Origin of the sequence: Sphingobacterium sp. UBA3519, from assembly GCF_002377215.1 — a bacterium.
Taxonomy (GTDB): domain Bacteria; phylum Bacteroidota; class Bacteroidia; order Sphingobacteriales; family Sphingobacteriaceae; genus Sphingobacterium; species Sphingobacterium multivorum.
In genome coordinates this window covers 269,195-295,331 of sequence record NZ_DFPI01000037.1, presented here as the reverse complement: position 1 = coordinate 295,331, position 26,137 = coordinate 269,195, and the positions used below count along the sequence as shown (strand labels likewise).

General features: G+C 40.2%; 20 protein-coding genes. 2 read left to right on the top strand and 18 right to left on the bottom strand.

Features of this window, described 5'->3' with window-relative positions:
* Positions 1 to 51: 51 nt before the first annotated feature.
* The 15 genes from B3297_RS24075 to B3297_RS24005 all read right to left on the bottom strand — a co-directional run bounded on the left by B3297_RS24075 (position 52) and on the right by B3297_RS24005 (position 18,613).
* Complete coding sequence (locus B3297_RS24075; RefSeq protein ID WP_046675390.1) at positions 52 to 801, bottom strand: YoaK family protein; 750 nt, start codon at positions 799 to 801, stop codon at positions 52 to 54.
* Complete coding sequence (locus tag B3297_RS24070) at positions 785 to 1,285, bottom strand: hypothetical protein (protein WP_046675389.1); 501 nt, start codon at positions 1,283 to 1,285, stop codon at positions 785 to 787. The genes B3297_RS24075 and B3297_RS24070 overlap by 17 nt, the downstream gene beginning before the upstream one ends.
* Complete coding sequence (locus tag B3297_RS24065) at positions 1,272 to 1,790, bottom strand: hypothetical protein (RefSeq protein ID WP_112376064.1); 519 nt, start codon at positions 1,788 to 1,790, stop codon at positions 1,272 to 1,274. The genes B3297_RS24070 and B3297_RS24065 overlap by 14 nt, the downstream gene beginning before the upstream one ends.
* Before the next feature lie 129 nt (positions 1,791 to 1,919).
* Positions 1,920 to 3,350, bottom strand: coding sequence for a TolC family protein (locus B3297_RS24060; RefSeq protein ID WP_046675387.1), 1,431 nt, complete (start codon positions 3,348 to 3,350; stop codon positions 1,920 to 1,922).
* Between the two features lie 7 nt (positions 3,351 to 3,357).
* The gene (locus tag B3297_RS24055) at positions 3,358 to 4,719 is read right to left on the bottom strand and encodes an HlyD family secretion protein (RefSeq protein WP_286779635.1); all 1,362 of its coding nucleotides are present in this window, start codon (positions 4,717 to 4,719) and stop codon (positions 3,358 to 3,360) included.
* Positions 4,709 to 5,710: an ABC transporter transmembrane domain-containing protein gene (locus tag B3297_RS24050; RefSeq protein ID WP_286709888.1), complete on the bottom strand. Its 1,002-nt coding sequence runs from the start codon at positions 5,708 to 5,710 to the stop codon at positions 4,709 to 4,711. The genes B3297_RS24055 and B3297_RS24050 overlap by 11 nt, the downstream gene beginning before the upstream one ends.
* Positions 5,711 to 5,778: 68 nt before the next feature.
* Positions 5,779 to 6,261, bottom strand: a complete 483-nt coding sequence (locus B3297_RS24045; RefSeq protein ID WP_286709889.1) for a hypothetical protein — start codon at positions 6,259 to 6,261, stop codon at positions 5,779 to 5,781.
* 124 nt (positions 6,262 to 6,385) lie between these two features.
* A complete protein-coding gene (locus tag B3297_RS24040) occupies positions 6,386 to 7,744 on the bottom strand; it encodes a HAMP domain-containing sensor histidine kinase (RefSeq protein WP_286709890.1) in 1,359 nt (452 codons plus the stop codon).
* A gap of 10 nt (positions 7,745 to 7,754) precedes the next feature.
* Positions 7,755 to 8,471: a response regulator transcription factor gene (locus tag B3297_RS24035; protein WP_286709891.1), complete on the bottom strand. Its 717-nt coding sequence runs from the start codon at positions 8,469 to 8,471 to the stop codon at positions 7,755 to 7,757.
* Positions 8,472 to 8,643: 172 nt separating this feature from the next.
* Positions 8,644 to 9,483: a glycine betaine ABC transporter substrate-binding protein gene (locus B3297_RS24030; protein ID WP_159333095.1), complete on the bottom strand. Its 840-nt coding sequence runs from the start codon at positions 9,481 to 9,483 to the stop codon at positions 8,644 to 8,646.
* Between the two features lies 1 nt (position 9,484).
* Positions 9,485 to 10,312 carry an ABC transporter permease gene (locus tag B3297_RS24025; RefSeq protein ID WP_159333096.1) on the bottom strand — a complete coding sequence of 276 codons (828 nt, stop codon included), beginning with the start codon at positions 10,310 to 10,312 and terminating at the stop codon, positions 9,485 to 9,487.
* Positions 10,313 to 10,314: 2 nt separating this feature from the next.
* Positions 10,315 to 11,556 (bottom strand): quaternary amine ABC transporter ATP-binding protein, encoded by a 1,242-nt coding sequence (locus B3297_RS24020; RefSeq protein WP_046675375.1) that lies wholly within the window; start codon positions 11,554 to 11,556, stop codon positions 10,315 to 10,317.
* 481 nt (positions 11,557 to 12,037) lie between these two features.
* The gene (locus B3297_RS24015) at positions 12,038 to 13,780 is read right to left on the bottom strand and encodes a RagB/SusD family nutrient uptake outer membrane protein (protein ID WP_286779634.1); all 1,743 of its coding nucleotides are present in this window, start codon (positions 13,778 to 13,780) and stop codon (positions 12,038 to 12,040) included.
* A 4-nt stretch (positions 13,781 to 13,784) separates the two neighbouring features.
* Positions 13,785 to 17,051: a SusC/RagA family TonB-linked outer membrane protein gene (locus B3297_RS24010; protein ID WP_286779633.1), complete on the bottom strand. Its 3,267-nt coding sequence runs from the start codon at positions 17,049 to 17,051 to the stop codon at positions 13,785 to 13,787.
* A gap of 662 nt (positions 17,052 to 17,713) precedes the next feature.
* Complete coding sequence (locus B3297_RS24005; protein WP_286779632.1) at positions 17,714 to 18,613, bottom strand: SPL family radical SAM protein; 900 nt, start codon at positions 18,611 to 18,613, stop codon at positions 17,714 to 17,716.
* A gap of 321 nt (positions 18,614 to 18,934) precedes the next feature.
* On the opposite strand from B3297_RS24005, the gene B3297_RS24000 reads away from it, so the two are divergent.
* Positions 18,935 to 19,780, top strand: a complete 846-nt coding sequence (locus tag B3297_RS24000) for a cold-shock protein (protein WP_286779631.1) — start codon at positions 18,935 to 18,937, stop codon at positions 19,778 to 19,780.
* A gap of 115 nt (positions 19,781 to 19,895) precedes the next feature.
* On the opposite strand, the gene B3297_RS23995 is transcribed toward B3297_RS24000, so the two are convergent.
* Both B3297_RS23995 and B3297_RS23990 read right to left on the bottom strand, forming a co-directional pair.
* Positions 19,896 to 21,656, bottom strand: coding sequence for an alpha-L-fucosidase (locus B3297_RS23995; RefSeq protein WP_286779630.1), 1,761 nt, complete (start codon positions 21,654 to 21,656; stop codon positions 19,896 to 19,898).
* Positions 21,657 to 21,668: 12 nt separating this feature from the next.
* A complete protein-coding gene (locus B3297_RS23990) occupies positions 21,669 to 22,952 on the bottom strand; it encodes a Gfo/Idh/MocA family protein (RefSeq protein WP_201638954.1) in 1,284 nt (427 codons plus the stop codon).
* 348 nt (positions 22,953 to 23,300) lie between these two features.
* Here B3297_RS23990 and B3297_RS23985 point away from each other — a divergent pair, with 348 nt between their 5' ends.
* Positions 23,301 to 24,170, top strand: coding sequence for a DMT family transporter (locus tag B3297_RS23985; protein WP_070567973.1), 870 nt, complete (start codon positions 23,301 to 23,303; stop codon positions 24,168 to 24,170).
* Between the two features lie 162 nt (positions 24,171 to 24,332).
* Here the strand turns inward: B3297_RS23985 and B3297_RS23980 are convergent, their stop codons facing one another.
* Positions 24,333 to 26,015 carry an FAD-binding dehydrogenase gene (locus tag B3297_RS23980; protein ID WP_083296043.1) on the bottom strand — a complete coding sequence of 561 codons (1,683 nt, stop codon included), beginning with the start codon at positions 26,013 to 26,015 and terminating at the stop codon, positions 24,333 to 24,335.
* Positions 26,016 to 26,137 lie beyond the last annotated feature (122 nt).

Below are 26,137 nucleotides of genomic sequence, written 5' to 3'. Positions count from 1 at the left end.
GATTAAACTATTTGCCCTTTTGCTTAGCTAACCAAGAACTTGCTCAGTCAACTAAGCTGCCACTGGTTGACGATGACGATTCACAAATTGCTTTTTCAACAGATACAATTTGTAGTGATCGTATAAACCGATGACTAAAAGAACAAAACAAACCACGTAAAATGTTTTATTTGATAGGTAAGTGAATGAAATACCGCTCACAAGTCCGCCAACGACATACGCGCTCACGATGCTCAATAGCAAATGGAATTTGTCGACCAATGCCTTATTGCTCCGGTTAGACTCCTTGGTGAACATCGAAATCAATATGGCCAAATCTGTCGTTAGCCCGGTCAAATGTGTTGTTTTCACAACAGAATTCGATATGCTCGCAGTCAAACCGTTTTGTAGCCCCATCGCAAAGAGCAATGCACCGACAAGTATCTCAGTTTCTTTCAAAGAATCCTCATAAAATACATCAAGATATATCCCAACAAATAATATACTCAATATTTCCAATACCAAGGGAATGGAATGTGTCAAATAGGAGCTAAAACGTCCTTTACCATGAATGATGATCAGATTAGAAAGCATACTCCCTACTAGAAAAAGTAAAATCCAAAAAAGCACCACAGCACCTTGGTACCAATTCCCTTTCGCTATCTCCTGTGCAAAAACAGCATAATAACCCGTTACATTCGAGGTAAACGAGAAAAAGACAATGACAGATGCGACATTGACCATTCCTGCAGAAAACGCGGTAATTCCCCCCAGCCTAATGTTATCTTGAATCGTCCTATGGTTACTATATTTTCTCAGCATACTTTTCCTTTCCTCCTTTTTTCAGCACGATACGTGCAATTCCTTTCGTCTGCATATCCAAATTAAGATGCAGCACCAACTGGTTTTTATTCAACTTTTGGATAACGAAACTCTCTATTAGCTCGTCATTCTTACGAAGCTCAAGAATATGGCCTCGTCCCTTCAAAAACCAATTGTATTGTTTGTCCTCATGATGGGCAATAAAATTTTTATCACCCATTTTTTCAAAATGCCATAATCCATCCTGCAGGGGTGGAAGGTGCGCGATTGCAGCATCTTTTATTCCTTCATGGATAACCGCCTGTTTTTTGAATGTTGGAGACTTCTCCACTTTCTCAAAGTACCAACCCTGCTCTTCCCACTCCCCTTCTAAAAGCCGCTCAGGGTTTTCATAAAACATAACCATTGAACTAGCCCCTAAAAGCAAAAAGGACAACAAGACAAAGTTGAATTGTGCCAATATTTTTCTCTTAATAATTAACATCCCATTTCTTGTTAAAAAATAAATCCGCCAAGACATTTCTGCCGGTTTTGTTTGTCCCGGGTTTTTCTACGATCGAGACATTCTTCTGCTTACTTTTACTCAAGTGAAGCAAAGCCCGTCCGACGTCAAAAAAATGCCTTGTTCTTTTTTCAAATTCATAATCTGTGGGAACCTTGACTTCATCAATCCGAGCTCCGCGCAAATAATGTTGTAAATAATTGAGATTGTCAGAGCCGATAATATCTGTATAGATATTTAGCTTACGATTTTCATAACGATGACAGATCATCTGGCAGGCTTTCAAAAAATCTTCTGATTGCAGCTTATTAAGCTGATCTTCCAGTGTAATCCCTAATAACTCACTAATCGAAGTACTGCTCTTATTGCCATAGACCAAAATAATGTCTAGCTCTTCAGCTGACGATTGTTCTATACTATGAATCACAAAAAAGAGCGAATCAATCGTAAAATCACTTGGAATCAATACACGCGTTGCCTTTGCCATATCCAATTATTTTTATACAAAATTAACAGGTCATCATGGCAACCGAATGAATCTGAAATTAACTTTCTATTAGAATTTTAGGACTTGTATTAAAATGAGATTAAAAATAAAATGTAGATTAAAATGGGATTAAAATTTAGTTCCGGCCTTGTAGTATAACTCTGCCAGTGCCTTCCGATAGTCCGTAAAAAGCTTCTCTTGCTTGATACGCATTTCAATCAGCTTGTTTTCCCTGCTATTGACAACAAACAAAGTTGATTCACCCAGCTCAAACTTATTTAATTCACCCTTAAGGAGCAATTCCTGGTTACTTATATTGATCGATTGAAGTTCAATCTGTTTACTGTAAGCATTTAAATCATTGTACTTTTTAACGACGTCATTGTAAATATTTCTTTCAGTCGCTACCTGCTCAAATCGTAGTTGATCTTGCTTAATCCGTACCTCTTTGAGCTTCCCACGTTCGGCGCGAATAAAAAGTGGAAATGCAAATTCAAAACCTAGCTTATAGTTCTGCCAATTAAAATCATACTGCGGTGGTACAAAATCATTTAAACCGCGACGGCTAGAAATGAGCGTACCCGACACATTCAATTTAGGTTTAAGCATTTCTTTTCGATAACGTTCTTCAAATAGCAGTTGCTGATTTTTACTAGCCAACTTGATCATTTCGGGATGAGCAATTTTTGCCGAATCCAGTAGTGCCTCGATCACACGATTATCCGGCAAAATAACTTGGTCTTCGAGCTTATGTGGTATGGCGTGATCGGGAAGTTCAACCGGAAATTGTTGATCATTCCACAAATGATTGGACAATACAATTTTCGCATTTTTAAGTTCTACTTCATACTTTGAAAGTTCTATCCGACGTTCTTTTACAACGACCGAGGCTTCTATGGAATCGATTACAGGTTTATCACCCAGCATAGTCTGCTCACTGATTGCGCTAAACCGCTGATCCGCTAATTTAACGCCCTCTAATAAAAGTTGGTATTGCTGGTAAGCAAAATACCAGTTCCAATAATCTGAAAGTGCCTGAAACCAAATGGCATTAATTTGCTTGATCTTTTCGCCTTCCAGATAGCTGATCATCGCCTTTGCCTGCTGTAACGTATTCCTTCGGCTATCGACGATTAAACCTTGCCCCAAAGGAATACTTAAACCGATTGCAGAGAGCCCCGCATTATTCGTTCGGGATTGTGGGTTTGTATAATCCCCTACATTTCGATCATAAGCTATTTTCAGATCTGCTCCTGCTAACCAAAGTGGGATTTTCAACTCGCTATTCCACTCATTGTAATAATCCGTATGACCGAAATGCTTATTTTTAAAGCTCGAATTTAGTGTTGGATCAAACTTCCCTAACGCTTGTGTTACTTGGGCTTTTGCAGTTTCACTCAGTAGATTTACTTGTTTAACAATGGGATGATTAGCCATTAAAAGCTCTTCCATGTCATCAACTGTAAAAGTCTTCGGTGCTCCATATTCCTTTTCCTGAGCCAAAAGATGAGAATAGAAAAAAAAGCAGAACACAATAAAAATAAAATTCAATTTATTCATATAACAATTACTTTTTCTCACTTTCTTTTGGTTCTCGTTCCAAACTCGGGGGAAAACCATTCAACTGTCGCCATATCTCATACCACAAAGGAACTTTGTTTAAAATAACCCTTCCATAAGCACCTGAACCTTGGTTTAACTGGATTGGCCAAGGCTCGTCACCCTCAGGAACCGGATCGGTCGCGCGTATTAAAATCCTAAATCGACCATTCGTACTGCTCACTTTATCGATGACTGAAACTTTTCCGGCAAAGGTACCCACCGCGACAGAAGGCCATCCGGAAAATTGGATTGATGGCCAGCCATCAAATTGCAGCCTTACATCACTCTCCGGCGCTATCAATGGTACATCCATTGCATTTACATAAAGCTCTACGGCCAGCAGTGGTTTTTTAGGTTGCAATGTCGCAACGGACTCCCCTTCCTTCATATTTTCACCGATTCCAGCTTTAAAGGTTTTTACAATAAAACCATCTTGTGGAGCCCTTACGACATATAGTCCTCGACGGACATCGATATTGGATATCTCATTTCTCAGTTTGGCGATATCCCCTTGTACAGAAGCCTTGGAGGAAAAAGCCGAACTTAAATCAGACTGCGCTTTCGCTAATGATTCATTATACTTTGCACGGATGTTGTTCAATTCGATACTGGCATTTGTTAGTGATTGTCTTGAATTTGACAATTTATTATCCGCACTGACTACTTTAGCGCGATCATTTTGTAGGTTTAAGCGCCTGGTTTCAATATCCGTCAACGAAAATAAGCCGTCACGATAGCCCTCTTCATACCGTTTAAGTCGCTTTTCACTAGTCTCAAAAAAGCTCATGATAGCGACCAATTCTGCACTATCTATTTTCACCATATTTTGTGCTTGAACCACCTTATTTTTAGCTGACGCAAGCTGAAAATCCAGCCCATTTTTCAATGCTTCAATCTGTGCTTCGGTGGCTCGCATCTTTTGATTAGCGGCATCTTCCCCACTTCTTTTGGCATGCAATTGTTCTTCTAGTCTCAAAGGTAGCATTGGATCAAAATAGGACTGTGCGGTCTCTGAAAGGACCAAAATTGTATCACCTTTCTTTACTTCCTGCCCCTCAGTAACGGCCCAATATTCAATGCGACCACCAATCTGATTTTGGATAGTCTGCGGTCTATCTTGTGGACGTAAAGCAGTAACCGTTCCTACGCCAGGAATTGTCTGCCTCCATGGGAGAAAAAGTGCTAGTACAAAAACAATCCCAGATAACACAAGGATTCGCCCCAAAACTAAGGATCCCCGCTCTTTCAATAAGCTATCAACAGCATCATGAGAAAGATCTCTCCAAGAGAGCGTTGTCCGATTCGAATGATCCTTATTAATCAACATAAACCGCAGCGTCCTCCTCCAACGCAAGATCGGTTACAGCAGCCAGTTTGACAACTCCCGTAAGCATATCAAAAATCGTATTTAAGTTAGTCATCAGTTTTTCAATGGCATAACCAATTTGAACGATCACAACTTCAGCAGCTACAAATTGACCAAAAGTCATTTGCCGCTCGACAACAAAATAGGATCCAAGCAAGAGCATCGCGCCAAACAATAGGGTGCGAAGCAGGACAGAACCAATAAAAAAACGCTTTAAAACCTTAAAATGATCGTTCCTAGCTCCTAAATATTTACTGACAATATAATCTGTTGTTTTTGTCACTTCGTTCATTTTCATCTCATCACCGCGGTAATGGTCAATTTGTCCGGCAACAGCTTCCAAATAGGCTACCGTCTCATATTTGTATTCAGACTCTTCAATACTTGTTTTCAACCCTCTTTTATAGTATAGAACAAGTATCGTAATAACCGAAAAAATGACAATAAGGCCAAAGGCAAGAAATACAGGATGATAAAAAGATAATAAGACTACACTAAAGAAAATTGTCACAACCGCGGCGATGATATCAATCAAAAGTTTGATAATTCCCTTTTGAATAATGATAACATCAAAAAATCGGTTGACCAACTCCACAAGGTTTTTTCCAAGTAACTCTTTAGGTTTAATTCTTGGCAAGCGATACGAAAATTCAATTGCCGATTTTAGAAAGATTTTCTGCTCCAAATACTCTACTAAGGTCAATTGTCCGATCAATAATACACCACCCATAATCACGCCAAATAACACAAAAGCAATTAAGATATAGGTAGAGCTATACATCGCTCCATTGCTTAAAAAATTAAATATTGCTGTTATCCCTATTGGAATAGTCAAACTAAAAATACCGATCACAATAGCATAAATAAATATATAATTGATTGTTTTTCGTTCAGTATGCAATAGGTTTGCCAAGCGTTGTAAAGGTGATGGTCCACCTGGTATATGCCCCATAAAAATAGATAGAAGATAAGTTAGAAATGATGATTTTCAGCTAAAACAATGGTAAAAATTCCGAGTGATCATTCTATTAGTCCGATTTCTCTTTTTCCAATATTTGATTGCTCTTTAAACGAGACCGTAGAACGAGTTTGGCGCTCAACTTTACGGAGTGCATTAGCGACATTAAAAAAATTGCGAGTTTTCTTTTTATAGGTATAATCTCGTGGTATTATGACCTCATTTACAGACTGTCCTCTGAGATAATGCTGCAAATAATGACTATTATCGGTACCCAAGATATCTGCAAAAATACTGAGCCTACGATTTTTATAGCGCTGATAAATTCCGCTACAGGCTTTTAAAAAAGATTCAGATTGAAGTGTTTCCAGTTGATCTTCCAATCCAATTCCGAGTAATTCACTCGCAGAAGTGCTGCTTTTGTTGCCATACACAAGGATGATATCAATAGAATCAGCCGTTGACTCTTCAATACTTTGACGCACAAAATGGAGTGAGTCAACTGTAAAATCACTAGGTATTAATATACGCGTTGTTTTAGCCATGCTTTTTTTTAGCAAAGTTAAAACGCACATATGGCAACGGAATGAATCTAAAATTAGCTTTCCATTAGAAAGCTCGCAACAGTATTAAAAGGAGATTAGAAATACGATCAAAATTAAAATTACATTAGAATCGAAGGTAAGTGGGTAATTCAATTTCTACAGTGGTGCCTTCACTCACAACAGAATTGACCTTCAATGTCCCACCATGCAACTTAATAATATTTCTGGCCAAAGGAAGTCCAATACCATAACCGTCAATGCCACTCGTATTGGACGCTCTAAAATAGGGATCGTAAATATGGTCCAATTCACGGGAAGGTATTCCGATACCCTTGTCTTTTATTAGAATAAAGACTTTATTATCCAATGCACCCAAAGCAATATAAGCGGTTCTATCGGATGAATATTTACAGGCATTGCTGATAATATTGGATAGCGCCAGCTGTAACAATATGGCATTTCCATTCACCTTGAGTCGCATACTATCATCTGGTAGTAGACTGAAATCTGTAATAATCTTAAATTTGTCATTGATGGCCTTAACAGTCAGCTCGGCATCCATCACAATCTGATCAATACGAACGGGGCTAAATGCGGTTGCATTATTAACAAAACCTGTCCGCGCCAATAGTAAAAGTGCTTTTGTTTTCTTTTCCAAATGCTCTGCCGACTCAATGATCTTAAATAATGTTCGTTGGTACTCCGCTGTTGTTCGCTCTTTGGATAAAGCAAGATCCGCCTGTCCAATGATGGATGTCAATGGCGTATTGAGTTCATGTGATGCATTGCTGATAAAGTTTTTTTGTGTCTCGAAAGAGGTTTCCAAACGCGTTAACATCCGATTAAAGGTGAGCGCCAGACCATGAAGCTCACCTTTATATTTATCCTCATCCAATCGCTTATAGAGATTTTCCGAACCAATCTCTTGCACCTCCTTCATCATGGTCAATATTGGCTTTAAGAACGAACGTTTCATAAAAACTGAAACGACGAATATAAAGAGAATTCCCAAAATCAAACTGATAATCAGCAGATTCCGAAGATAGGCCAAATGATGTGTATAAAAATAATTTTCAGCAGAGGCTCCAACAATATAGTGCCGACCATTTTGGGAGAAATATTTAGTCGAATAAAATTGATTGCCCGACTTGAAATTCGAACTGCCTTTTCTGTTAATCTTATCCCATAGCTCATTGTGGAATCCCTGACTTCTTAAAATGTTGCCTTTGCTGTCAAACTCCACTAAAAACTCATGCTGATTATTGAGGTTCTCAATAAAATCAAGGCTCCACTGATCCGTTTGGGTAGCAGATTTACTGTTCAGGAACTTTTCAGCAGCAATATTTCGCCGCAGATCCAGCCGTTTATAAAAATCTGTAAAGGCAAAATTCGTTATGGAATAAAAGATAAATCCTACAAAACAACTTACATAGACGACAAGGATCGTAATGAGATAAATAAGCTTTCGGTTATAATTATGCATTTTTAACTATTCAGTCTTCAATCTTTAAAACGTATCCCATACCAATTACCGTATGAATCGCTTTTTTATTTGTTACTTTTTCGATCTTCTTTCTTAAATAATTGACATACACATCAACCACATTTGATCCAATATCAAAATTTATCCCCCAGATCTTATCCAGCAATTCAGTTCTTTCAAACACTTTTTTGGGACTTTGGATAAACAACAAAAGCAAACGATACTCTGTACTTGTCAAATTGAGTTCCTGCCCTTCACAATAAGCCACTTTTTTATAATCATCTATACTTAGAAAACCGTAACTAAAGATATCTTTCGATGGCTGTATCTCGCGTTGAGTTGCCTGTACAATGGACTGTTGCCTGCGAATCAAGGAACGTATCCTAGCTTTCAGTTCAATCAACTTAAAGGGTTTGGAAAGATAATCGTCTGCACCATTATCGAGCCCAAGCACCACATTCTCAGGAGTACCAAGTGCGGTCAACATCATAACAGGTAAATCTGTATAGCCCCATTGCCGGATCTGCTTACAGATATCCAGCCCGTTAGTACCTGGCAAAAGAATATCCAGCAGCACAAGGGAGACATCTTGCTTCGCCAAAAGCTGCTCCAAACCTTCCGAACGGCTCATATGAATGACCCTATACCCATCCTCGCCCAAGCCTTGCACGATCAGATCAGCAACGTCCTGTTCGTCCTCTACCAAAATAATTTTTTGCTCCTCCATATTCGTTATGATGTGTAGCCTCTTTTGTGTGCTACGATCCAAACCATAAAAATAACGTTTTGACTCAAGAGACACAAATCCCATTTTTGCCAAAATCCACACGAAAAGGATCTTGCGCTATTTTGCAAAAGCAAAAGCGCTGTGTTCATCCATAACTATGAATTGCCGCAGTTTACTCTAACCAGCCCTTTACGAGATCGTTATGTTTCTTGATCCATTCTTTTGCCGTATCTGTTTTGTTTTGGCTTCCTTGCATTTGTGACAACAAATCAGCCATTGTCGATTCATCAAAGTAGACTTTGGAAAAAAATTGGGCAAGCTCCGGTTGCTCCATGCGAAAGTCTCCTCGTGCAAAAATTTTGATTTGCTCGGCATCACCCAATGTCTTTTTAGGATCCTCCAAAAACTTCAATTTCATTTTAGCAAACATCCAATGTGGTTGCCAGCCAGCTACCACAATCCATCGTTTTGCTTTAATCGCGTTTTGCAATTCCGTAATCATGGCAACCGTAGATGAATTCACATGTTTATAATCGAGTTCATATTCTTTGATCACTTGATCTACAGCACGTGTTATTCCAGCACCCTTTTCTATACCGATAATCCTTTTATCAAATTCTCGTTCATGTTTTCTCAACTCTTCAATCCGATCAATTGTTACATAATCTGGCACAACAAGTCCATTTCGCGCATGGCTATAACTCGTTCCGAGCTCTTCAATATTTGGAAATTTAGCCACTTTACTTCCATGGGTCAATGGCAGCCAAACATCCATATATAGATCTGTATCGCCATTGTTCATAGAGGCTAAGATCATATCGGGCGTAGCTCGTTGGATAACGACATGATACCCCTTTTCTTCCATAATTACTTTTGCGACCTCTGTCATTGCAACTCCTTCTGCCCAGCCATCGACCATGCCGATATGAATAATATTTTTATTCCGGCCCTTGCTGCATGCCCCAAGTAATAACACCATCAGGCACAATACCATACTTTTTATTTTCCTCATACTATGCTTTCTTTTTTACAAAGCCCTGTGTGATCCGATCCAAAATAATAGCGAGAATCACAACGGACAAACCGCTTTCAAAACCAAGACCAATATCCAAGTTGTTTATACCTTCAAGTACTTTTTCTCCCAAACCACCGGCAGCAATCATTCCGGCAATAACAACCATCGATAAAGACAGTAATATGGTTTGATTGATCCCTGCTAAAATTGTTTTGGTAGCCAAGGGCAATTCTACTTTAAATAAGATCTGGCTATTGGTTGCTCCAAATGAACGTGCAGCTTCCACGATATCTTTTGGAACCGCATCAATCCCTAGGGTCGTCAAACGTACAGCAGGTGGCATAGCAAAAATAATGGTCGCAAAAGCTCCTGGGACTTTACCAATACTAAAAAATAACACTGCCGGAATCAAATAGACAAAGGCCGGCATTGTCTGCATCAAGTCAAGCAAGGGACGAATGATCTTGGCCGCTAGCTTATTTTTTGCAGCCCACACACCCAAAGGAACTGATATAACCAAGGCTGTCAAGGTAGCGACCAATACCAGCGCCAAAGTCTCCATTGTTGCAATCCAAAATCCCATCAGATAGATCAATGTTAATCCCAACAATGTCGTCAGTGCGACCCCTTTCCCAGATTTCCACCAGGCTAATGCTGTAAATAATGCGATGATAATAAAAAAAGGTATCGTTGTTAACACCCATTCCAGTCCAATAATGGATGCATTCCCTGTATTTTTTATCAGGTTAAAAAATGGCTCTAAATGATCTGTCAGCCAATTGACGGCTACAGTGATGTATTGTCCTATATCGATTACTTTATTCATTTCTACTGATTATTTGCTTTCTCTTTTAATTCAATAATTTCCTCTTCATTATACTTTGTCGCTTCAATAATCAACGACGTCTGTGTTACGATCCCCAATAAACGATTATGTTCGTTCACCACAGCGATTGGCGACCGGATCTCCGATATCAGGGGCAACATTTCTTCAACGGTCACCTCTTTTGATACGGTTGGAACGTTGGCATGTATAATGGATTCTACGGTGGGTTCCCTACGCTTTGCCGATTGAATGACTTCACTCATATGAACAAAACCAAGGAAAGTATCATGCGCATCGACTACAGGGAGAATTTCAATTCCTGTCGCCCGCATTTTCCGCAGCGCCCCCTCAGGGCCATCTTTTTTGAAACGTACAACAGTAGGTTTCTCAAACATCAGTGAACCTGCCGAAATGATCGACTTGCGATCCACTTTTTCAACAAAGGCTTTAACATACTCACTTGCTGGATTTGTCAAGATATCTTCCGCAGTACCGATCTGTTCGATGACACCATCTTTCATAATAGCAATACGATCGCCCAATTTGATCGCTTCATCGAGATCATGGGTAATAAATACGATTGTTTTTTGTAGATTATCCTGCAACTCCAGTAACTGATCTTGCATTTCTGTTTTAATCAGGGGATCCAGAGCTGAAAATGCCTCATCCATCAGTAGTACTTCAGGATCATTTGCAAGTGCCCGAGCCAGTCCAACCCGCTGTTGCATACCACCCGATAACTGAGAAGGTAGCTGTTGTTCAAATCCACTGAGCCCGACGACATCAAGCGCTTGCTGCGCTTTAGATTCCCGTTTGTCCCGTTCTTCCCCTCGTAGTTCTAAACCGAAAGCAGCATTGCTCAACACGGTATGATGTGGCAACAGACCAAACTTTTGAAAGACCATACTCATTTCTGTTCGACGGACTTCAAGAAGATCTTTATTATTTTTCCCTGTTATATCCTCACCATTGATATAAACCTTTCCTGATGTCGGTTCGTTCAATCGATTCAGACAACGGAGCAGGGTAGATTTCCCACTTCCCGAAAGCCCCATTATAACGAAAAATTCCCCCTCGAAGATTTCAAAATTAGCTTTGTTAATCCCAATAGTACAGCCCGTTTTCGCTAAAATATCCTTCTTCGAGAAACCCTCGTTCAGTAAGTGCAGAGCTTGTTTCTTTTGCTTTCCGAAAACAAGTACCAAGTCTTCAACTTTTACTTTTACCTTGCTTGTTTTATCCATTCTTTAATTTTTTTAAACATAAATAAACCAAAAGGGCATAAGTGATCCACTAAGGCCATACGCCTACGCTATTTTCTTACAAATAAAAAATATCCCTACAGTTGAGTCCGTTTGATCGAAATCTTACTCGTACAGTTCAATCAACTTATTAACTAACATACTTTACTCTCGGTTCGGTAAGAGCAATGATGAAAAAGAAACTAATCTTTTAAAGACGAAATGCTCCATTTATAAAGCATCTCCAAAATATACTTCAACAAGTATAACGAACAACCTACGCTGTGCCAAAGGCACAAAGCCATAGCGGAATAAACTCACGCCATTCTGTCTTTTGACGATACAAAGGTACGAAAAATAAATTAAACGCATTTTTCACAACCTATATAGTTAAAATACAGCTAGTTAAAAAAATATATCGTAATATTAAAAATACGATCAGCGGGAGAAGCACTCGACCACTGATCGCATTTTTTAAGGTGTATTATTCTCCCCAGTTTGGATTTTGGGTAAGGTTAGGATTTAATTGTCGTTCTTGAATAGGAATTGGATATAAATAGTCTTTCTTTTCATCGAAAACTTTTTTGATATGCGCATTAATAATCACATTTCCTTTATTCCCATTTTCCAATAAGATTTCCGAGCCCAATTTCAATAGCTGAATTCCCGAGGCACTCGGCTTGTCACCTTCATAAATCCAAACGTCATCTTTACCATCATTATCTAAATCAAACTTGCCTGTACCCGGAAAATACATCCCTTTAAATTGTCTCGTGACCAACTGGCCGCTTTTCCATCTTAAGATATCATCCCAACGAAAAGATTCCATCACCAATTCAATACGGCGTTCTCTTCTTATTTCCAATAGTACCCCCTTCATATCACCAACTACATTCGGATAGTCTTTCGCTAAAAATGCATCTGGATTTGATTTAGCCGCCTGCAGATTTAGATTTGGCATGCCTACACGATCGCGCAATAACTTAATTGATTTGTCCAAATCGGCCTGGCTCAATGTGCCTAACTCTGCTTTCGCTTCAGCATAATTTAATAAAACCTCGGCATACCTAAAAATCGGCATATCATTTTCAGAACGATTGAAGTTATCATACTTTACATCTCCCACAAATTTGATCAATTGATATCCCGTCACTGAATTCCCAAAGTTCGGAGCAACAGCAGCGGCACCTCCAATACGCTTATAGCCCGGCGTACGAATCGTCTGGCTTAGACGTGGATCGCGATTTAGGACCTCCTCCTTAAACGTCATTGTTTGGTAATTTGATTTATCGGTAAACCTCGTTCCATCTTTCATCAGGTAAGAATCCACCAAATTTTTATCCAATCCGGGTTTTCCGTAGGAAGCTGTAATCGTATAATAATTTACATTGTGCCAGATTTGCAAAGCATCCGAGAATTTCCGCGCTAAAATAACCTCTTGTGACAAACTATTAACACTATAAAACAATGCACCATAAGAGTCTGTTCCCGCGGCATTGTATACGCTGTATTGCGCTCCCTCCATAAGCTTGCTGGCTGCATCGGCCGCCTTCTCCAACAGGCCGTTTGCATCGGGTAAATTAAATTCTGTATGATATTTACGAAATGTTCCTTCAAAAAGTGCGACCCGGGACTTTAAGGCCAATGCAGTCCATTTGGTCACTTTTTCATCACTTTTGGTAGCCGGTAGATTGGCAATCGCATAGTCCAGATCAGCGAGAATGTTTGATACAACCAAAGTTCTCGGATCCCTCGCCTTCTTAAGTTGTTCTTCGTCATTTTGATCAATGACCTTGTCATACCAGGGCACATCTCCAAAACGTTTCAGTTTATCGAAATAAAAATATGCCCTAAAAAAGCGCGCCTCGGCAGCATAGGGCGCAGCAGTCGTTTCTGAAACTGTATTAAAGCAATTCGCCAAAAAGTAATTGATATTACGAAGATTTGCCCAAGTCCATCCACCGCCACTTATCGGAACCTGTCTTTTTCCGGTCAATTCATCATCCAATGTTGTCTTAACGATATTATCGACCGATTCGTTATAAACTCCTTCGGCCGAAGGTAGTGCGGCATCGTAAAATGACTTTGTAAATAACGCCAAATCCTTTTCTGTTTTAAAGGAAGCCTCAGGAGTAACTGACGATTCAGGCAAACGTTCCAAATAATCTTTGCTACAAGCCATCATGCCACAGCTCAACAATGCATATATATATACTATCTTTTTCATACTATTAAAATGTTAAATCTAGACCAAATGAAAATGTTTTAGAGATTGGATATGATCTTCCGTTGACCTCTTGAGCCGACTGTTCGGGATCAATATATTTGGAACGGAGCTTAGTCGCAGTCCAAATATTTTCACCAGACACATAAATCCGCGCATTGGCCAATTTCACGCGCTTTAGCCAGGCCTGAGGAACCGTATAGCCTACGGTTAGATTTTTTAGTCGTATATAGGCCAAATCCTGTAAGTAACGATCCGATTTGACGTTCAAAGATCCACGATCATTCAAGGCAATATAGCCTCTTAACAATGGATAATAGGCATCTGTATTTTCAGGCGTCCAAATATCCTGTTCAAAATCCTTCGGCACAAACGAATAGTACGGTCTTGAGTATGGTCCCCAAAACTTATCTGCATTTGCTCCAGGCCACCAATGTTGTCGACCTATCCCCTGAAAGAAGGCCGAAATATCGAATCCTTGCCAATTTGCCCCCAAATTAAAACCAAATGTATAACGGGCTCTGTTGTTCCCAATGATCACTTGATCCCCAGGGTTCATCAATGTATTGTCTCCAGCATCAACCTTTCCATCCGGAACGCCATCCTTTCCACCAATATCAACAAATTTCAAATCTCCAGGATGAAGCTTGGACCAGTCTCCCGGTGCTGCCAATCGTTGTTTATCCACATAATCCTGGTTAACTTTCCAATTGTCGATTTCCGCCTGAGACTGAAAAAAACCATCAGCCTTATACCCCCAAATTTCGCCCAAAGTCTGGCCGACATAATAGTTACTTAGCAGCATTTCCTTATTGTCAAAACGTGTGATCTTCGCTTTAGAATCTGACAATCCCAGCCCAATATTATAGCCAAAAGATTTTCCATCCAAGTCAAATTGATCACGCCAAGCCACAGAAACCTCCCAGCCTTTATTTCTTAGGTCTCCAGCGTTTGTCCGAGGCGACGCCGAACCAAAAACCGCTGGCAATGTTTTGCCCGGGATCAACATATCGAGCGTATTTCGAATAAAATAGTCAGCAGATACACTCAGTCGAGTTCTAAAAAATTCGAGATCCGTTCCGAAATTTAATGTATTCGTTCTCTCCCAGGTTAAATCAGCCGAAATTGGAGTTGGTGCACTCAGATATTGTGTTTTTGTACCATTGGTTATGTAATTGGACAATCCTGCATTCAACAATTGGATGTAACCATACTCAGCAGCTTCCTGTGCGTTACCCAACGCCCCATAGGAGACTCTAAATTTAGCTTCATTCAAAACAGGTTTCAGATTAGTCATAAACGACTCTTCCGAAATCCGCCATCCGCCCGAGAAAGAGGGAAAAAAACCATATCGCTGACTGGATGGAAATTTAGACGTTCCATCGTAGCGACCATTCACCTCCAACAGGTACTTCCCTTTATAATTGTAATTCAACCTTCCAAAATAGCCTCGTAATGCCCAGGTATTTGCATTCCCGAGTAACTGCATTTGACCAGTCCCCAGCGCAAAATCATTCAAATCCTCCGACAGCAAATTAGTATGCGTACCGCCGATTCGTTTGTATCCTGTGGTTTCCTGGTTAAAGCCTACCGTGGCGGCAAACTGATGATCTCCAAATTGCTTGCTATAATTGGCGAATAGGTTGAGTGAATGTTTTGGCCTATTGATGATCGTTTCGGTATATGTATCATTTCCCAAGTAATTGATCACACCAGGAAAAACAGACCAAGGAGCGGCCGTTCTTCTATTCCAGTTATGGATCGGATTATAAGTAAAGGTATAATTACCCGTTAAGGTCAAGTTTGGCGCCAACTGAAATACAGTCTCAAACATATTGATAAACTCATATTTATCCTCGCCACCTTTTGACTTTCCATGCAACAAATCTGCATATATACCATCGCCAATATTATAATTGTTCAGTTCCGTCCTATAGGTTGCGGTACCATCGGGATTCATGGGCACATAAGATGGTAAAGCGTGTACCGTTGTTGAAATAAAATTATTGTTATTATCTGGACTTGTCGCCCATCCTGGATAGGTGTAGTTTTGGTAATTCAGCTGGGTATTTGCACTTACCTTCAACCAAGGGGTCACCTGCGCATTTATGCGCGATCGAACATTATAAGCATCGAATTTATCTTGGTTAATTTTCATTAGCCCCCCTTTTTCATAAAGTCGCCCCGACACATAGTAATCAATTTTTTCACTACCGCCAGAGAAATTTAACGAATGTTCCATTGAGGTCTGTGTTTTTCGATACATCTCATTCCACCAATCTGTATTGCCATAATATACATATTGATCTTTTCCATTTCTATTCTGAACCACTACGGAAGGCAGACTAGGATCTGTTTTTCGTTTCAATAGTTGAGCATAGTCATCTTCTGTATATCCCGTATAACTATTACCGGTGGCACGAATAAAAGCTTCATCATTTAGTTTAGCAGCATCATAACCGCTCGTCATAAAATCTGTCCGCACCGTCAGTCCAGACCAACCAAAATTATTACTATAATTAATGTTCATTTTTCCGGCCTTTCCTTTTTTAGTTGTTACGAGCATAACACCAAATGCCCCCCGAGCGCCATAAATCGCTGCTGCCGAAGCATCCTTTAAAACGGATATCGATTCAATATCACGGGGATTGATCGTATTGATATTTCCTGGAACTCCATCTATGAGAATAAGAGGTTGAGCATTAGCTGAGTTTATCGAAGCGAAACCCCGGATATTAACGTTTCCTTCCCCTCCTGGCCTGCCATTGGTAAAAGTAATATTCAAATTTGGTATTGCTCCCTGCAAAGCTTGAGTTGCATTGGCAACTGGGCGATTTTCAAGTATCTTCGCATCAATCTGAGTAACAGCACCTGTTAAGTTTACCTTTTTTTGCTTACCATACCCGACAACAATTACTTCATCAAGGGATTGATCTGTCGAAACCAGCTGAATGGTTAAAGGTATTGCCTCTACTTTTACGTGCTGTGTTTCAAAACCGATCATCGACAAGCGCAATGTATGCCCAGTTTTCCCTTCGATGACAAAAGCACCTTCTTGGTCAGTTTGCGTAGTTTTGCCAGTAGTTGAATTAAAAATTGACACACCCGAGATAGGTTCACCGCTTGCTGTTTTTACAATGCCTCGAATAGGCCCCTGAAATTTGGCGGAAATTTCAACATCCGGAATAGATGTCAGAAAGACAGGTTTACTCTTGGCCCACGCGCCGAGAGACATCCCGATCATTACAGGAAGTAATACGTGTTTCGTTTTCAAGAATTTGGTTTTGTTTTTCTTCGGTTACAAAGAAAGGTTATTTAATATTTGTAAATTATTAACAAAGCATTACTAAACAATTAAACGACAATTGGTTAAATCAATATTAAGATAATACAATTTTAACACGAAACAGAATGTCTTTTTTAATTTTTTAATAAAACAAAGAACCAATCAGTTTGACATAATGAATCAAAACACTATCAATCAACATGTTAAATAATATTAAACAAATAATATTCACAAAAACCTTATACGAAATAAAATGTAACATATTTGAAACAATACAATACAAAAAACAACAAAGCGAGGGATCACTTATTTCATAAAACACTTAAACAATTAGGTTAATTATTTTCTTCGTTTTAACGTAAAACTTCGTCATAAAAAATCCTTTATCCAATACATCTGTTTTCTATCGGTTTTAGTCAGGGCGAAAACATACAATTAAAAGCTAAAATTCAAACAGTTAGCATACCTAAAAACCTGTATTTACTACGGAATAAGATTGCTTATTAAAAAGATTAGAATCAAGACCGTCACATTCAACTTAAATGGCCTATCAATAAGGAAAAAATGCAAAAGGCTCAACTTAACACACATCACAGAGAAGGAGAAAAAGCTACTTTGGTATTGATCAACCGCCAAAAATACCCAGGAATTTATAAGGGATCATTATTCGTCAGCCGGTCCCTAAGTCCATATTGCAGACATAGTCCCTTAACCTTTTCCGCAAATGCCTGTCGATAATAGCTAGGAAGTTTGCCGTCCGCACCAAACAATCGTTGATATTTTTCCACGAGTTGTGGATAGTGTTTTTCAACCGCACGCATAACCAACGTCCGATTGTCACCAGGATCAGAACCATACAAGGCCAAGGTTGCTGGAAAAATATAATTTGCATCAATGGATCGAAAAGTCCCAAACATCTGATCAAGATGAGTTCCGGTATCCGAAATAAAGGGCAACAAAGGCATTAAACTTACGCCACTACACAATCCCATCTTACGTGCTTCACTCAATGTATTCAAACGAAGCTCAGGCGATGGTGCACCTGGTTCAAATATGCTGGCAATTTCCATATCGATGGTTGAAAAGGAAAAAGTAATAAAAGCGCGATGTGTCAATTTACCCTGCAGATCCAATGGGAGTATCGCTTCAGCATTGATCTGCTTCAACAAATCAAAATCCCGACTTACTAGATCCGATTTGGTGATAATATGCACTGGGAAGCGATAATGTACTATAATTTCCAATAATTGGCGCGTCAGTAGCTCCGTTTGCTCAAATTGCAAATAAGGATCCGTTGCAGACGACAATACAATTATTCCATATTGTTTTTTACGGGCACGGAGCGCTAAGGCTCGGTCCAACAAATCCACCGCATTGCGCTTCACACCTATCTTTTCGGCCATATTAATACCATATTTACTACCTCTGATATAACAATATAAACAATTGAACGAGCATCCGCTGTAAGGATTGACGGTGTAATCGTCAAGAAACCAAGGATCTCTTTGTTTTGTTTTATTGAGAATAGATTTGACAATTACAGACTGCATAGGGTACGTTATATTAATGAACGATTTTATAGAACAGATTTCAACAGACTAAGTTAACTCAAAATTACGCCTAGGCGACAAAAAATGCTATGAAATTATTCTCTCAATCGATTTTTCAAAACGCCTTTTGACTCCTGTCCAATTCCGTCCCACTAATTTGATTGTCGCTTTCTATTGAAATTACGAACATTTTGGCTGTTTAGAAAGCGTTCTTAACCATGTAGACTAAGAATCCATCGGATCCGTTAAAAGTCTTTCACGGCAAATAATTACAAATATTTCATTTTCAATGCATAATAAATGCATTTATTCATTACCTTTATGCTATTGAAACAAAACTCAACTCCAGCCATGTTTATCGGCGCTGTCAAATGGTTCGACAATAACAAAGGATTTGGTACTCTTGCGTTACCTTCCGGAGAAGAACTCTTTGTGCATATACGCAGGTTTAAAGTTCCTCCAGAACATGTTATTCAACCTGGAGAAGTTATTGTCGGAGACAAGAAACCTGACCCAAAAAGAAGCGGTTATCTCGCTCAGAACTGCAGGATTCTCAAAAGGCCCGAAGACTGGAAATTCGTCATCTCGCTCCTCGACAAAGAACACACCGTGCTCCTCCCCGATAGCCACGGTCGAGAACAAAAGCACAACTTAACCTCATTAACAGCAAGACAACTTCTAAGAATCCAGCCCAAAGAACATATATTGGCTATGCTTACCGCTAATTTTGATGTTCATTTCGATAGCTCGATTTTCATTCCTTATGCTGAATTGATAGACAAAAGCATTACCGGTGTTTTTGAGAAGGAGGCAGCTTGCGATCTACTTTCCAAGGTGTTCGAATACTTTGGAAAACATGTCTCGCATCAAATTCTATTTCGTGTATGGAAGGAAAGCATGTTTAGGTATATCGGCTATCCGGCAGAAGGCGACTACGAAATACCTGAACTTGTATTTAATCTGAATGCCACGGAAATCGATTGTGATGATCTTGCGAGAATCATCACGTATAGCTTTGGCAAATCTTTTTGCAGTGATTTTGTAAATGCTTTATTTGAAGACATAGAAACAATGGACAAAAAAGATATCGAACCTTTGTTACCGTATCTTGAGTTTTTGGAGAATGAGGATTCTATTGAGAAAATACAGACTCTTATGCAAGACTAGCTGAATCGAATGCCTGCCTAAAAATTCCTGTTTGATTTTTTTGGGAATATCATCAATTAAGGCAGAAAGCACAGAAATTGATGACTGAAAAACCTGTAAAATAGACAGCAACAGCCTATTCTACAGGTTTAAATCGAAGTGCACTGAGACTGACCTTGTCACCATCACCTTCAAGAAATGAAACAGTAACGCTGTATCTTCCTGGGGCTTTAAATTTCATCCATCCCCATGGGTACCAATTATACCCAGAAGCGGCGGCTTGTTGATTCTGCACGATCTCTCCAGTCGAGTTTTCAATCTTCCACACCACTCTCCCCTGCCCCGTATAATTTAGATCAACTTGATAATAGCCTGGCTTAACAATGTCTATAGCATACGTTAGTTTACTTTGACCAGTCCATTGCCCTACTTGAACGACATGTTTCCATTCACCGAATTTCTCCATCCAGGATTTCCCGGTTTTATGGCATCCTTCAACTTCGGCAAAGTCTACAGGAAGAATTGTCTCCATCGCCGGATCGACCCCCAACATTTTATCAATAACAGGTATCCCCTGCATAACGACCTCAATCACAGAAACCAGTGGATCTGGAGCTATCGATGGGATATTGATCTCCAACCATTTTCCATCGGTCGTATAATTTAACTTTTTCTTCCCATCTGCGTTTAAAAGATTGATCGACGTTATCCCCTTTGTTAGGCCCGGAACAAACAACTTTCCATTAGTTGGCCAGTGATAGACCAATAATGAAATTTTACGTCCTTGTACAGTAGCATCCCCCCAAGGCAAAGCGTGCCCCCAAGGTGAAGCTTGCGCACCATAAACGGCCGCTGGATACTTTCGGATCCACGCACCAGCACCACGCAAAGCTAAGCTCGCTGGCTCAGGAATAGTCCCATCTGGTTTAGGCCCAACATTTAACATGTAAGTCCCGCCCCGGCTAATAGTCGACAATGTACGAGACAAGATTTCACGGGCACTCTTCCAATTATTGTCGTACCAAGCATACCCCCAAGAGTCATTGGTTACATCGACTGCCTCCCAAAGACCTGGAACATTCTGCCGTGGTACTTCCATATCCCCCAAAGTAGAATAATCACCAAGTCCGTGTCCAACACGTCCCGACACGTAAGCCCCAGGTTGATTTTTATGAACCAATTCGACAAGTTTTTGGGCGTATTTCTTATCCATCCCACCAGGCGTATCGAACCAGACCAATTCTATCGGCCCATACTGCGTCGTAATCTGGTTCACCTCAGGATAGCATTTCTCCCAAAAATAATCGTCAAATGTTTTCGAATGACCGGCTGCGTCCACCTTGGGACCTCCATTTCCGCCGGGATAAGTCCAATCCTGATTTTGCGAATAATAGAAGCCAAAACCGATCCCCGCTTCCTTACAGGCTTTCGCGAGCTCAATCATCGGATCACGTTTAAAATCGGTCGCCTCAACAATATTAAACGAATTCACTTTCGAATGAAACATCGAAAATCCATCGTGATGTTTGCTTGTAATCACGATATAGCGCATCCCCGCATCTTTTGCAAGCTGTACAATCGCCTTAGCGTCAAAATGATCTGGATGAAATGACGCCGCCGCGGCCATGTAGTCAGCGACGGGGATATTGGCCATGCTCTTGTTCATGAGCCATTCCCCTATGCCATAAAACGTTTTCCCCTTCCAGGTATTTGCCAGCTGCGAATAGATTCCCCAATGGATAAACATCGCATATTTGCCGTCACGGAACAATTTCCCTCTATTTTGGGAAATGGAATTTTTTCCTCCTTGACCATCCCACATTTTTTCCATCTGTTGCGCCGAAACTTGCTTTGCAGACAATGTCGCCAGAGCGAGCCCCAATACGATACCTTTCATACCCATATTTCCTTAGACTTTGGGCAGATTATAGCCATTATGATAAACTTTCGCTAAGTACCCGTCCGCATCTTTATCATTGAAACTGCGCTTTTGTTTATCCCAAAACAATTTCTTTTTAGAACGGTACGCAATATTTCCCATCTGTGAGAATATCGCAATATGAGCCCCCGCTTCTATCGGAGCATAAAGACCTTCTACTGATTTCTTTCTAACAGCTTCAACGAAATTAACCATATGCTTGTCCAGTCCATTGTCCTGTGAACGTTGGAAAGAGACAGCGTCCATTCGTCCTTTCTCGGGAATAACTTCCCAGCCTTCACGATTAACGACCAAGGTACCATTATTACCAATGAAAGCAACGCCGTGAGTCTTCTGATAAGGGCCCAAATCTATACCTGTCGCCTGCTCCCATTGAACATTAAATCCATCAAACTCATACACCGTTGTTAGACTATCTGGTGTTTCAGCGGCGTCGTCGGGATAAGCAAATTTACCACCAGCAGCCATTACCGAAACAGGATCTGACACTTTCATTCCGATCAGCGCATAATCCAACATATGTACACCCCAATCGGTCATTAGGCCACCCGCATAATCCCAATACCACCTGAAATTGAAGTGAAAACGATTGGGATTAAATGCACGTTTTGGGGCTGGCCCCAACCATTTATCATAATGTACTCCAGTAGGAACAGGAGCGTCTGCCTGAACCGGAATACTCTTCATCCAACCTTGATAAGCCCAAGCCTTAACAAGGCGTATCTTTCCCAATTTTCCGCTATGAACAAAATCCATCGCATCTCTAAAATGTTGTTGGCTTCGTTGCCACTGCCCTACCTGTACAACACGTTTATACTTTTTAGCAGCTGCAACCATAATTTCACATTCCCGAATGGAGTTGCCAATTGGTTTTTCGACATATACATCTTTTCCTGCCGCAACAGCATCAACCATTTGCATGCAATGCCAATGATCGGGCGTAGCGACAATAACAACATCAACGTCATTTGCTTTCAGAAGATCTTTATAATCGATGTAAGTCTTCACATCAATATTGCGTTTCTTTAGTTCCTCAGCGCGATTCTTCAAAACATTTTCATCGACATCACATAATGCCGTACACTGCACGCCTGGTACTTTCAAGATAGCGTTCAGATTAGACCAACCCATACCGTTGGTACCGATCAGCCCCACACGGACCGTATCAGCTTGAAAACCGAATACTTTCGTCTGTGCAAAAAGTGCCGATGCCGCCAACAGACTCGTATTTCGAATAAATTCTTTCCTCTTCATTGTTTAGTTTGGTTTATATTGATATTGCATATTCAATACTAGGAAGACGATTATCTTGGGCATCCCCCTAGTGAGATCACTAATATAAGATTTAGTCTTTAGGATGAAGAATATTAATCCAACAAAATGGCTGAAATAAAGGACTTTGAATACCGTAGATAATTTCTATATTTGTTAAAAACTAGCATAAAACCATGGACCGAAGAACTTGTCTTTCTCCACCAGCAAAATAACATAGCGCAATGTCAAACGAATAATGATATCTGATCAGGAGCAAATTCGGATGATACAAGGATTAACTATTTATTTAGCTTTTAAATTTCCCTTTATGGGAAAGACATTTTTTTTATGAAAAAATCATATTTAGTACTTCATACCGCGGTACTGCTCGCAGGCTTCACCGGAGTTTTCGGCAAACTCATTACCCTCAATCAGATACCACTCGTGTGGTTTAGGGTTTTACTTTCAACACTTATTCTTTTCGTTGTCCTCAAATTATTCAAGATTGAGCGATTAAAATCGACAAAAGATATACTGAATATTGCAAGAGGTGGATTATTGCTCACCATCCATTGGATATTTTTCTATGGAAGTATCAAGTTTTCCAATATTTCCATTGGCGTAGTGTGCTATTGCCTGACCAGTTTTTTCACAGCCATTCTAGAACCTATCATCAACAAAAAAAGATTTAGTGCGGCGCAGCTGATGTTAAGCATGTTGACCTTGATCGGAATCAGTTTAATCTTTCATTTTGATAGCTCTTATCAAGTGGGCATTATTTTGGGTGTAATTTCAACTATTTTCGCGGCCCTATATACCATCTACAATGAGCGATTGGTCAAACAATATGATAGTAAATTACTCAACTATTATCAAATGCTTAGTGGAACCATTGTATTGGGACTTGGACTGCCTATTTTCTATTATTTATTTCCCACCGAACGTTTTATACCAAGCTTTTCTGATAGGATCTATTTAATCTTGCTGTCTTTATTTTGTACGGTTGGTCTTTATGTTCTTTTTGCCGAATCACTCAAGAAGCTATCTGCATTTACGGTCAATTTGAGTTTCAATCTTGAGCCCATCTATTCGATTATCATTGCTTTTTTATTCTTCAACGAAGGCAAACAAGTCAATGCTTCTTTCTATGTGGGGCTCGCTTTTGTACTTGTTTCTGTTCTTCTTCAAACGCTGCGCTCTATCCGGAATAAAACTTAATAATTTCTTTTTCAATAGGCAAACATCGCATTGATTGCCTACTAGAAATGTTGTTTTAACGTTAAATGTAACCACCGATGGCTTGAGCCGACGCTATCCGGCAACAACATCGGGTGGAAAAACTGGCATTATAAAGAAAAGAATCGTCTTTCATAACATTTTTTAGGTAGATGCTGCCTTTGCCAAACGCGCAATATGTTGTCCGGCTTTCATGCCTGAGAATATACAACCGCCCAAGAAAGTACCTTCTAACGCTCGATAACCATGCATGCCGCCACCACCAAATCCAGCCACCTCACCCGCTGCATACAAACCCGCTACCACCTTGTTATCCTTTGTTAGTACTTGCGAATGGAGATTCGTTTTGAGACCGCCTAAGGTTTTACGCGTCAACACATGGAGACGTACCGCAATGAGTGGTCCATTTTCCGGCGCCAGGATTTTATGGAGGGCTGCCACTCGACCTAATTTATCACCAAGGTAGTTTCGTGTATTTCGAATGTAATTTACTTGCGTGTCCTTTGAAAACTTATTATCGACCTCCCGGTCACGCGCTTCAATTTGCGTTTTAATCGTTTCATAATCCAAAAGATCTTCGCCTGTCAAACGATTCATACGAGCGACCAGATCCTTTAGATTGTCCGAAACAATAAAATCAGGTCCCTTTTCCTTAAAAGCCTCAACTGGTCCAGGTGCATTTTTCCCAAAAATGCGTTTCAAAAATAACCTATAATCCTTGTTGGTGATATCCGGATTCTGTTCTGAACCTGAAAGAGCAAACTCCTTTTTGATAATCTTCTGTGTCAGGATAAACCAGGAATAAGAAAAGCCTGTCTCTTGCAGGTGCCTGAGTGTACCCAAGGTATCAAATCCAGGTAAATAAGGAGCTGGAAGCCTATTACCGCGGGCATCAAACCACAATGAAGACGGCCCAGGTAAAATACGGATGCCGTGCATAGGCCATATTGGATTCCAATTTTCAATCCCTTCCGTATAATGCCACATGCGATCGCGGTTTATCATATGAGCCCCAACCTCTTCGGCAATTCCAATCATTTTTCCATCGACATAGGCGGGAACACCTGAAATCATTTGCACTGGTGCTTTCCCTAATCGTTCAGGCCAATTTTCGCGTACCAATTGATGATTTGCTCCAATCCCTCCCGAAGCAATAACGACCTGATCTGCATAATATTCAAACGCTGCAAGAATATTTCTGTTGGTAGCAACACCCCTTGCTTTGTTATCATCTTCCAAAACATCGCCCGCAATTCCGAAGACCGCGCCATCTTGCGTTAGCAATTTTGTCACGCGATGTCGAAAGCAAAACCGCAGCAGACCTTTTTCCTGCGCAGCAAAAGCTTTATCCACAAAAGGTTTCACAACGCCAGTTCCAGTCCCCCAACTAACATGAAATCTAGGAACGGAATTACCATGCCCCGAGGCCGATCCGTCACCGCGCTCAGCCCAACCGACCATAAACATCAGCTTAATACCGAGCTGAGCGACGTAAGCAGCCTTCTCTTCCGTCGCAAATTTCAGGTAGGCCTCTGCCCATTGTCGCGGCCAATAATCCTCCTCGCGGTCAAATCCTGCAGTTCCCATCCAGTCCTGCCGAGCCAGTTCAAAAGAATCCTTGATGCCCATACGACGTTGTTGAGATGAATTGACAAGAAAAAGCCCACCAAAGGACCAATAGGCCTGACCACCAAGATTTTCAGCTGTCTCCTGATCCACAAGAAGCACTTTCTTACCAGCATTGGTAACCTCCATTGCTGCTGTAAGCCCTGCTAAACCCGCTCCGATAATAATCACATCAGGTTTAAATTGTTCAACTGTTTGCATAGATATTCTTTTACTGAACGGTTATCCCAATAAAAATGTAAGTACTAACAAGACCTACCACACTATATAAATCTACTAGTTTGTGTAGGAATGTACAAGAAAAAGTTAACAGAAATCTGCTG

What these genes read in the sequence shown, in the direction of transcription:
- B3297_RS24075 (WP_046675390.1), bottom strand. Translation starts at nt 801, where the DNA reads ATGCTGAGAAAATATAGTAACCATAGGACGATTCAAGATAACATTAGG.
- B3297_RS24070 (WP_046675389.1), bottom strand. Translation starts at nt 1,285, where the DNA reads ATGTTAATTATTAAGAGAAAAATATTGGCACAATTCAACTTTGTCTTG.
- B3297_RS24065 (WP_112376064.1), bottom strand. Translation starts at nt 1,790, where the DNA reads ATGGCAAAGGCAACGCGTGTATTGATTCCAAGTGATTTTACGATTGAT.
- B3297_RS24060 (WP_046675387.1), bottom strand. Translation starts at nt 3,350, where the DNA reads ATGAATAAATTGAATTTTATTTTTATTGTGTTCTGCTTTTTTTTCTAT.
- B3297_RS24055 (WP_286779635.1), bottom strand. Translation starts at nt 4,719, where the DNA reads ATGTTGATTAATAAGGATCATTCGAATCGGACAACGCTCTCTTGGAGA.
- B3297_RS24050 (WP_286709888.1), bottom strand. Translation starts at nt 5,710, where the DNA reads ATGGGGCATATACCAGGTGGACCATCACCTTTACAACGCTTGGCAAAC.
- B3297_RS24045 (WP_286709889.1), bottom strand. Translation starts at nt 6,261, where the DNA reads ATGGCTAAAACAACGCGTATATTAATACCTAGTGATTTTACAGTTGAC.
- B3297_RS24040 (WP_286709890.1), bottom strand. Translation starts at nt 7,744, where the DNA reads ATGCATAATTATAACCGAAAGCTTATTTATCTCATTACGATCCTTGTC.
- B3297_RS24035 (WP_286709891.1), bottom strand. Translation starts at nt 8,471, where the DNA reads ATGGAGGAGCAAAAAATTATTTTGGTAGAGGACGAACAGGACGTTGCT.
- B3297_RS24030 (WP_159333095.1), bottom strand. Translation starts at nt 9,483, where the DNA reads ATGAGGAAAATAAAAAGTATGGTATTGTGCCTGATGGTGTTATTACTT.
- B3297_RS24025 (WP_159333096.1), bottom strand. Translation starts at nt 10,312, where the DNA reads ATGAATAAAGTAATCGATATAGGACAATACATCACTGTAGCCGTCAAT.
- B3297_RS24020 (WP_046675375.1), bottom strand. Translation starts at nt 11,556, where the DNA reads ATGGATAAAACAAGCAAGGTAAAAGTAAAAGTTGAAGACTTGGTACTT.
- B3297_RS24015 (WP_286779634.1), bottom strand. Translation starts at nt 13,780, where the DNA reads ATGAAAAAGATAGTATATATATATGCATTGTTGAGCTGTGGCATGATG.
- B3297_RS24005 (WP_286779632.1), bottom strand. Translation starts at nt 18,613, where the DNA reads ATGCAGTCTGTAATTGTCAAATCTATTCTCAATAAAACAAAACAAAGA.
- B3297_RS24000 (WP_286779631.1), top strand. Translation starts at nt 18,935, where the DNA reads ATGCTATTGAAACAAAACTCAACTCCAGCCATGTTTATCGGCGCTGTC.
- B3297_RS23995 (WP_286779630.1), bottom strand. Translation starts at nt 21,656, where the DNA reads ATGAAAGGTATCGTATTGGGGCTCGCTCTGGCGACATTGTCTGCAAAG.
- B3297_RS23990 (WP_201638954.1), bottom strand. Translation starts at nt 22,952, where the DNA reads ATGAAGAGGAAAGAATTTATTCGAAATACGAGTCTGTTGGCGGCATCG.
- B3297_RS23985 (WP_070567973.1), top strand. Translation starts at nt 23,301, where the DNA reads ATGAAAAAATCATATTTAGTACTTCATACCGCGGTACTGCTCGCAGGC.
- B3297_RS23980 (WP_083296043.1), bottom strand. Translation starts at nt 26,015, where the DNA reads ATGCAAACAGTTGAACAATTTAAACCTGATGTGATTATTATCGGAGCG.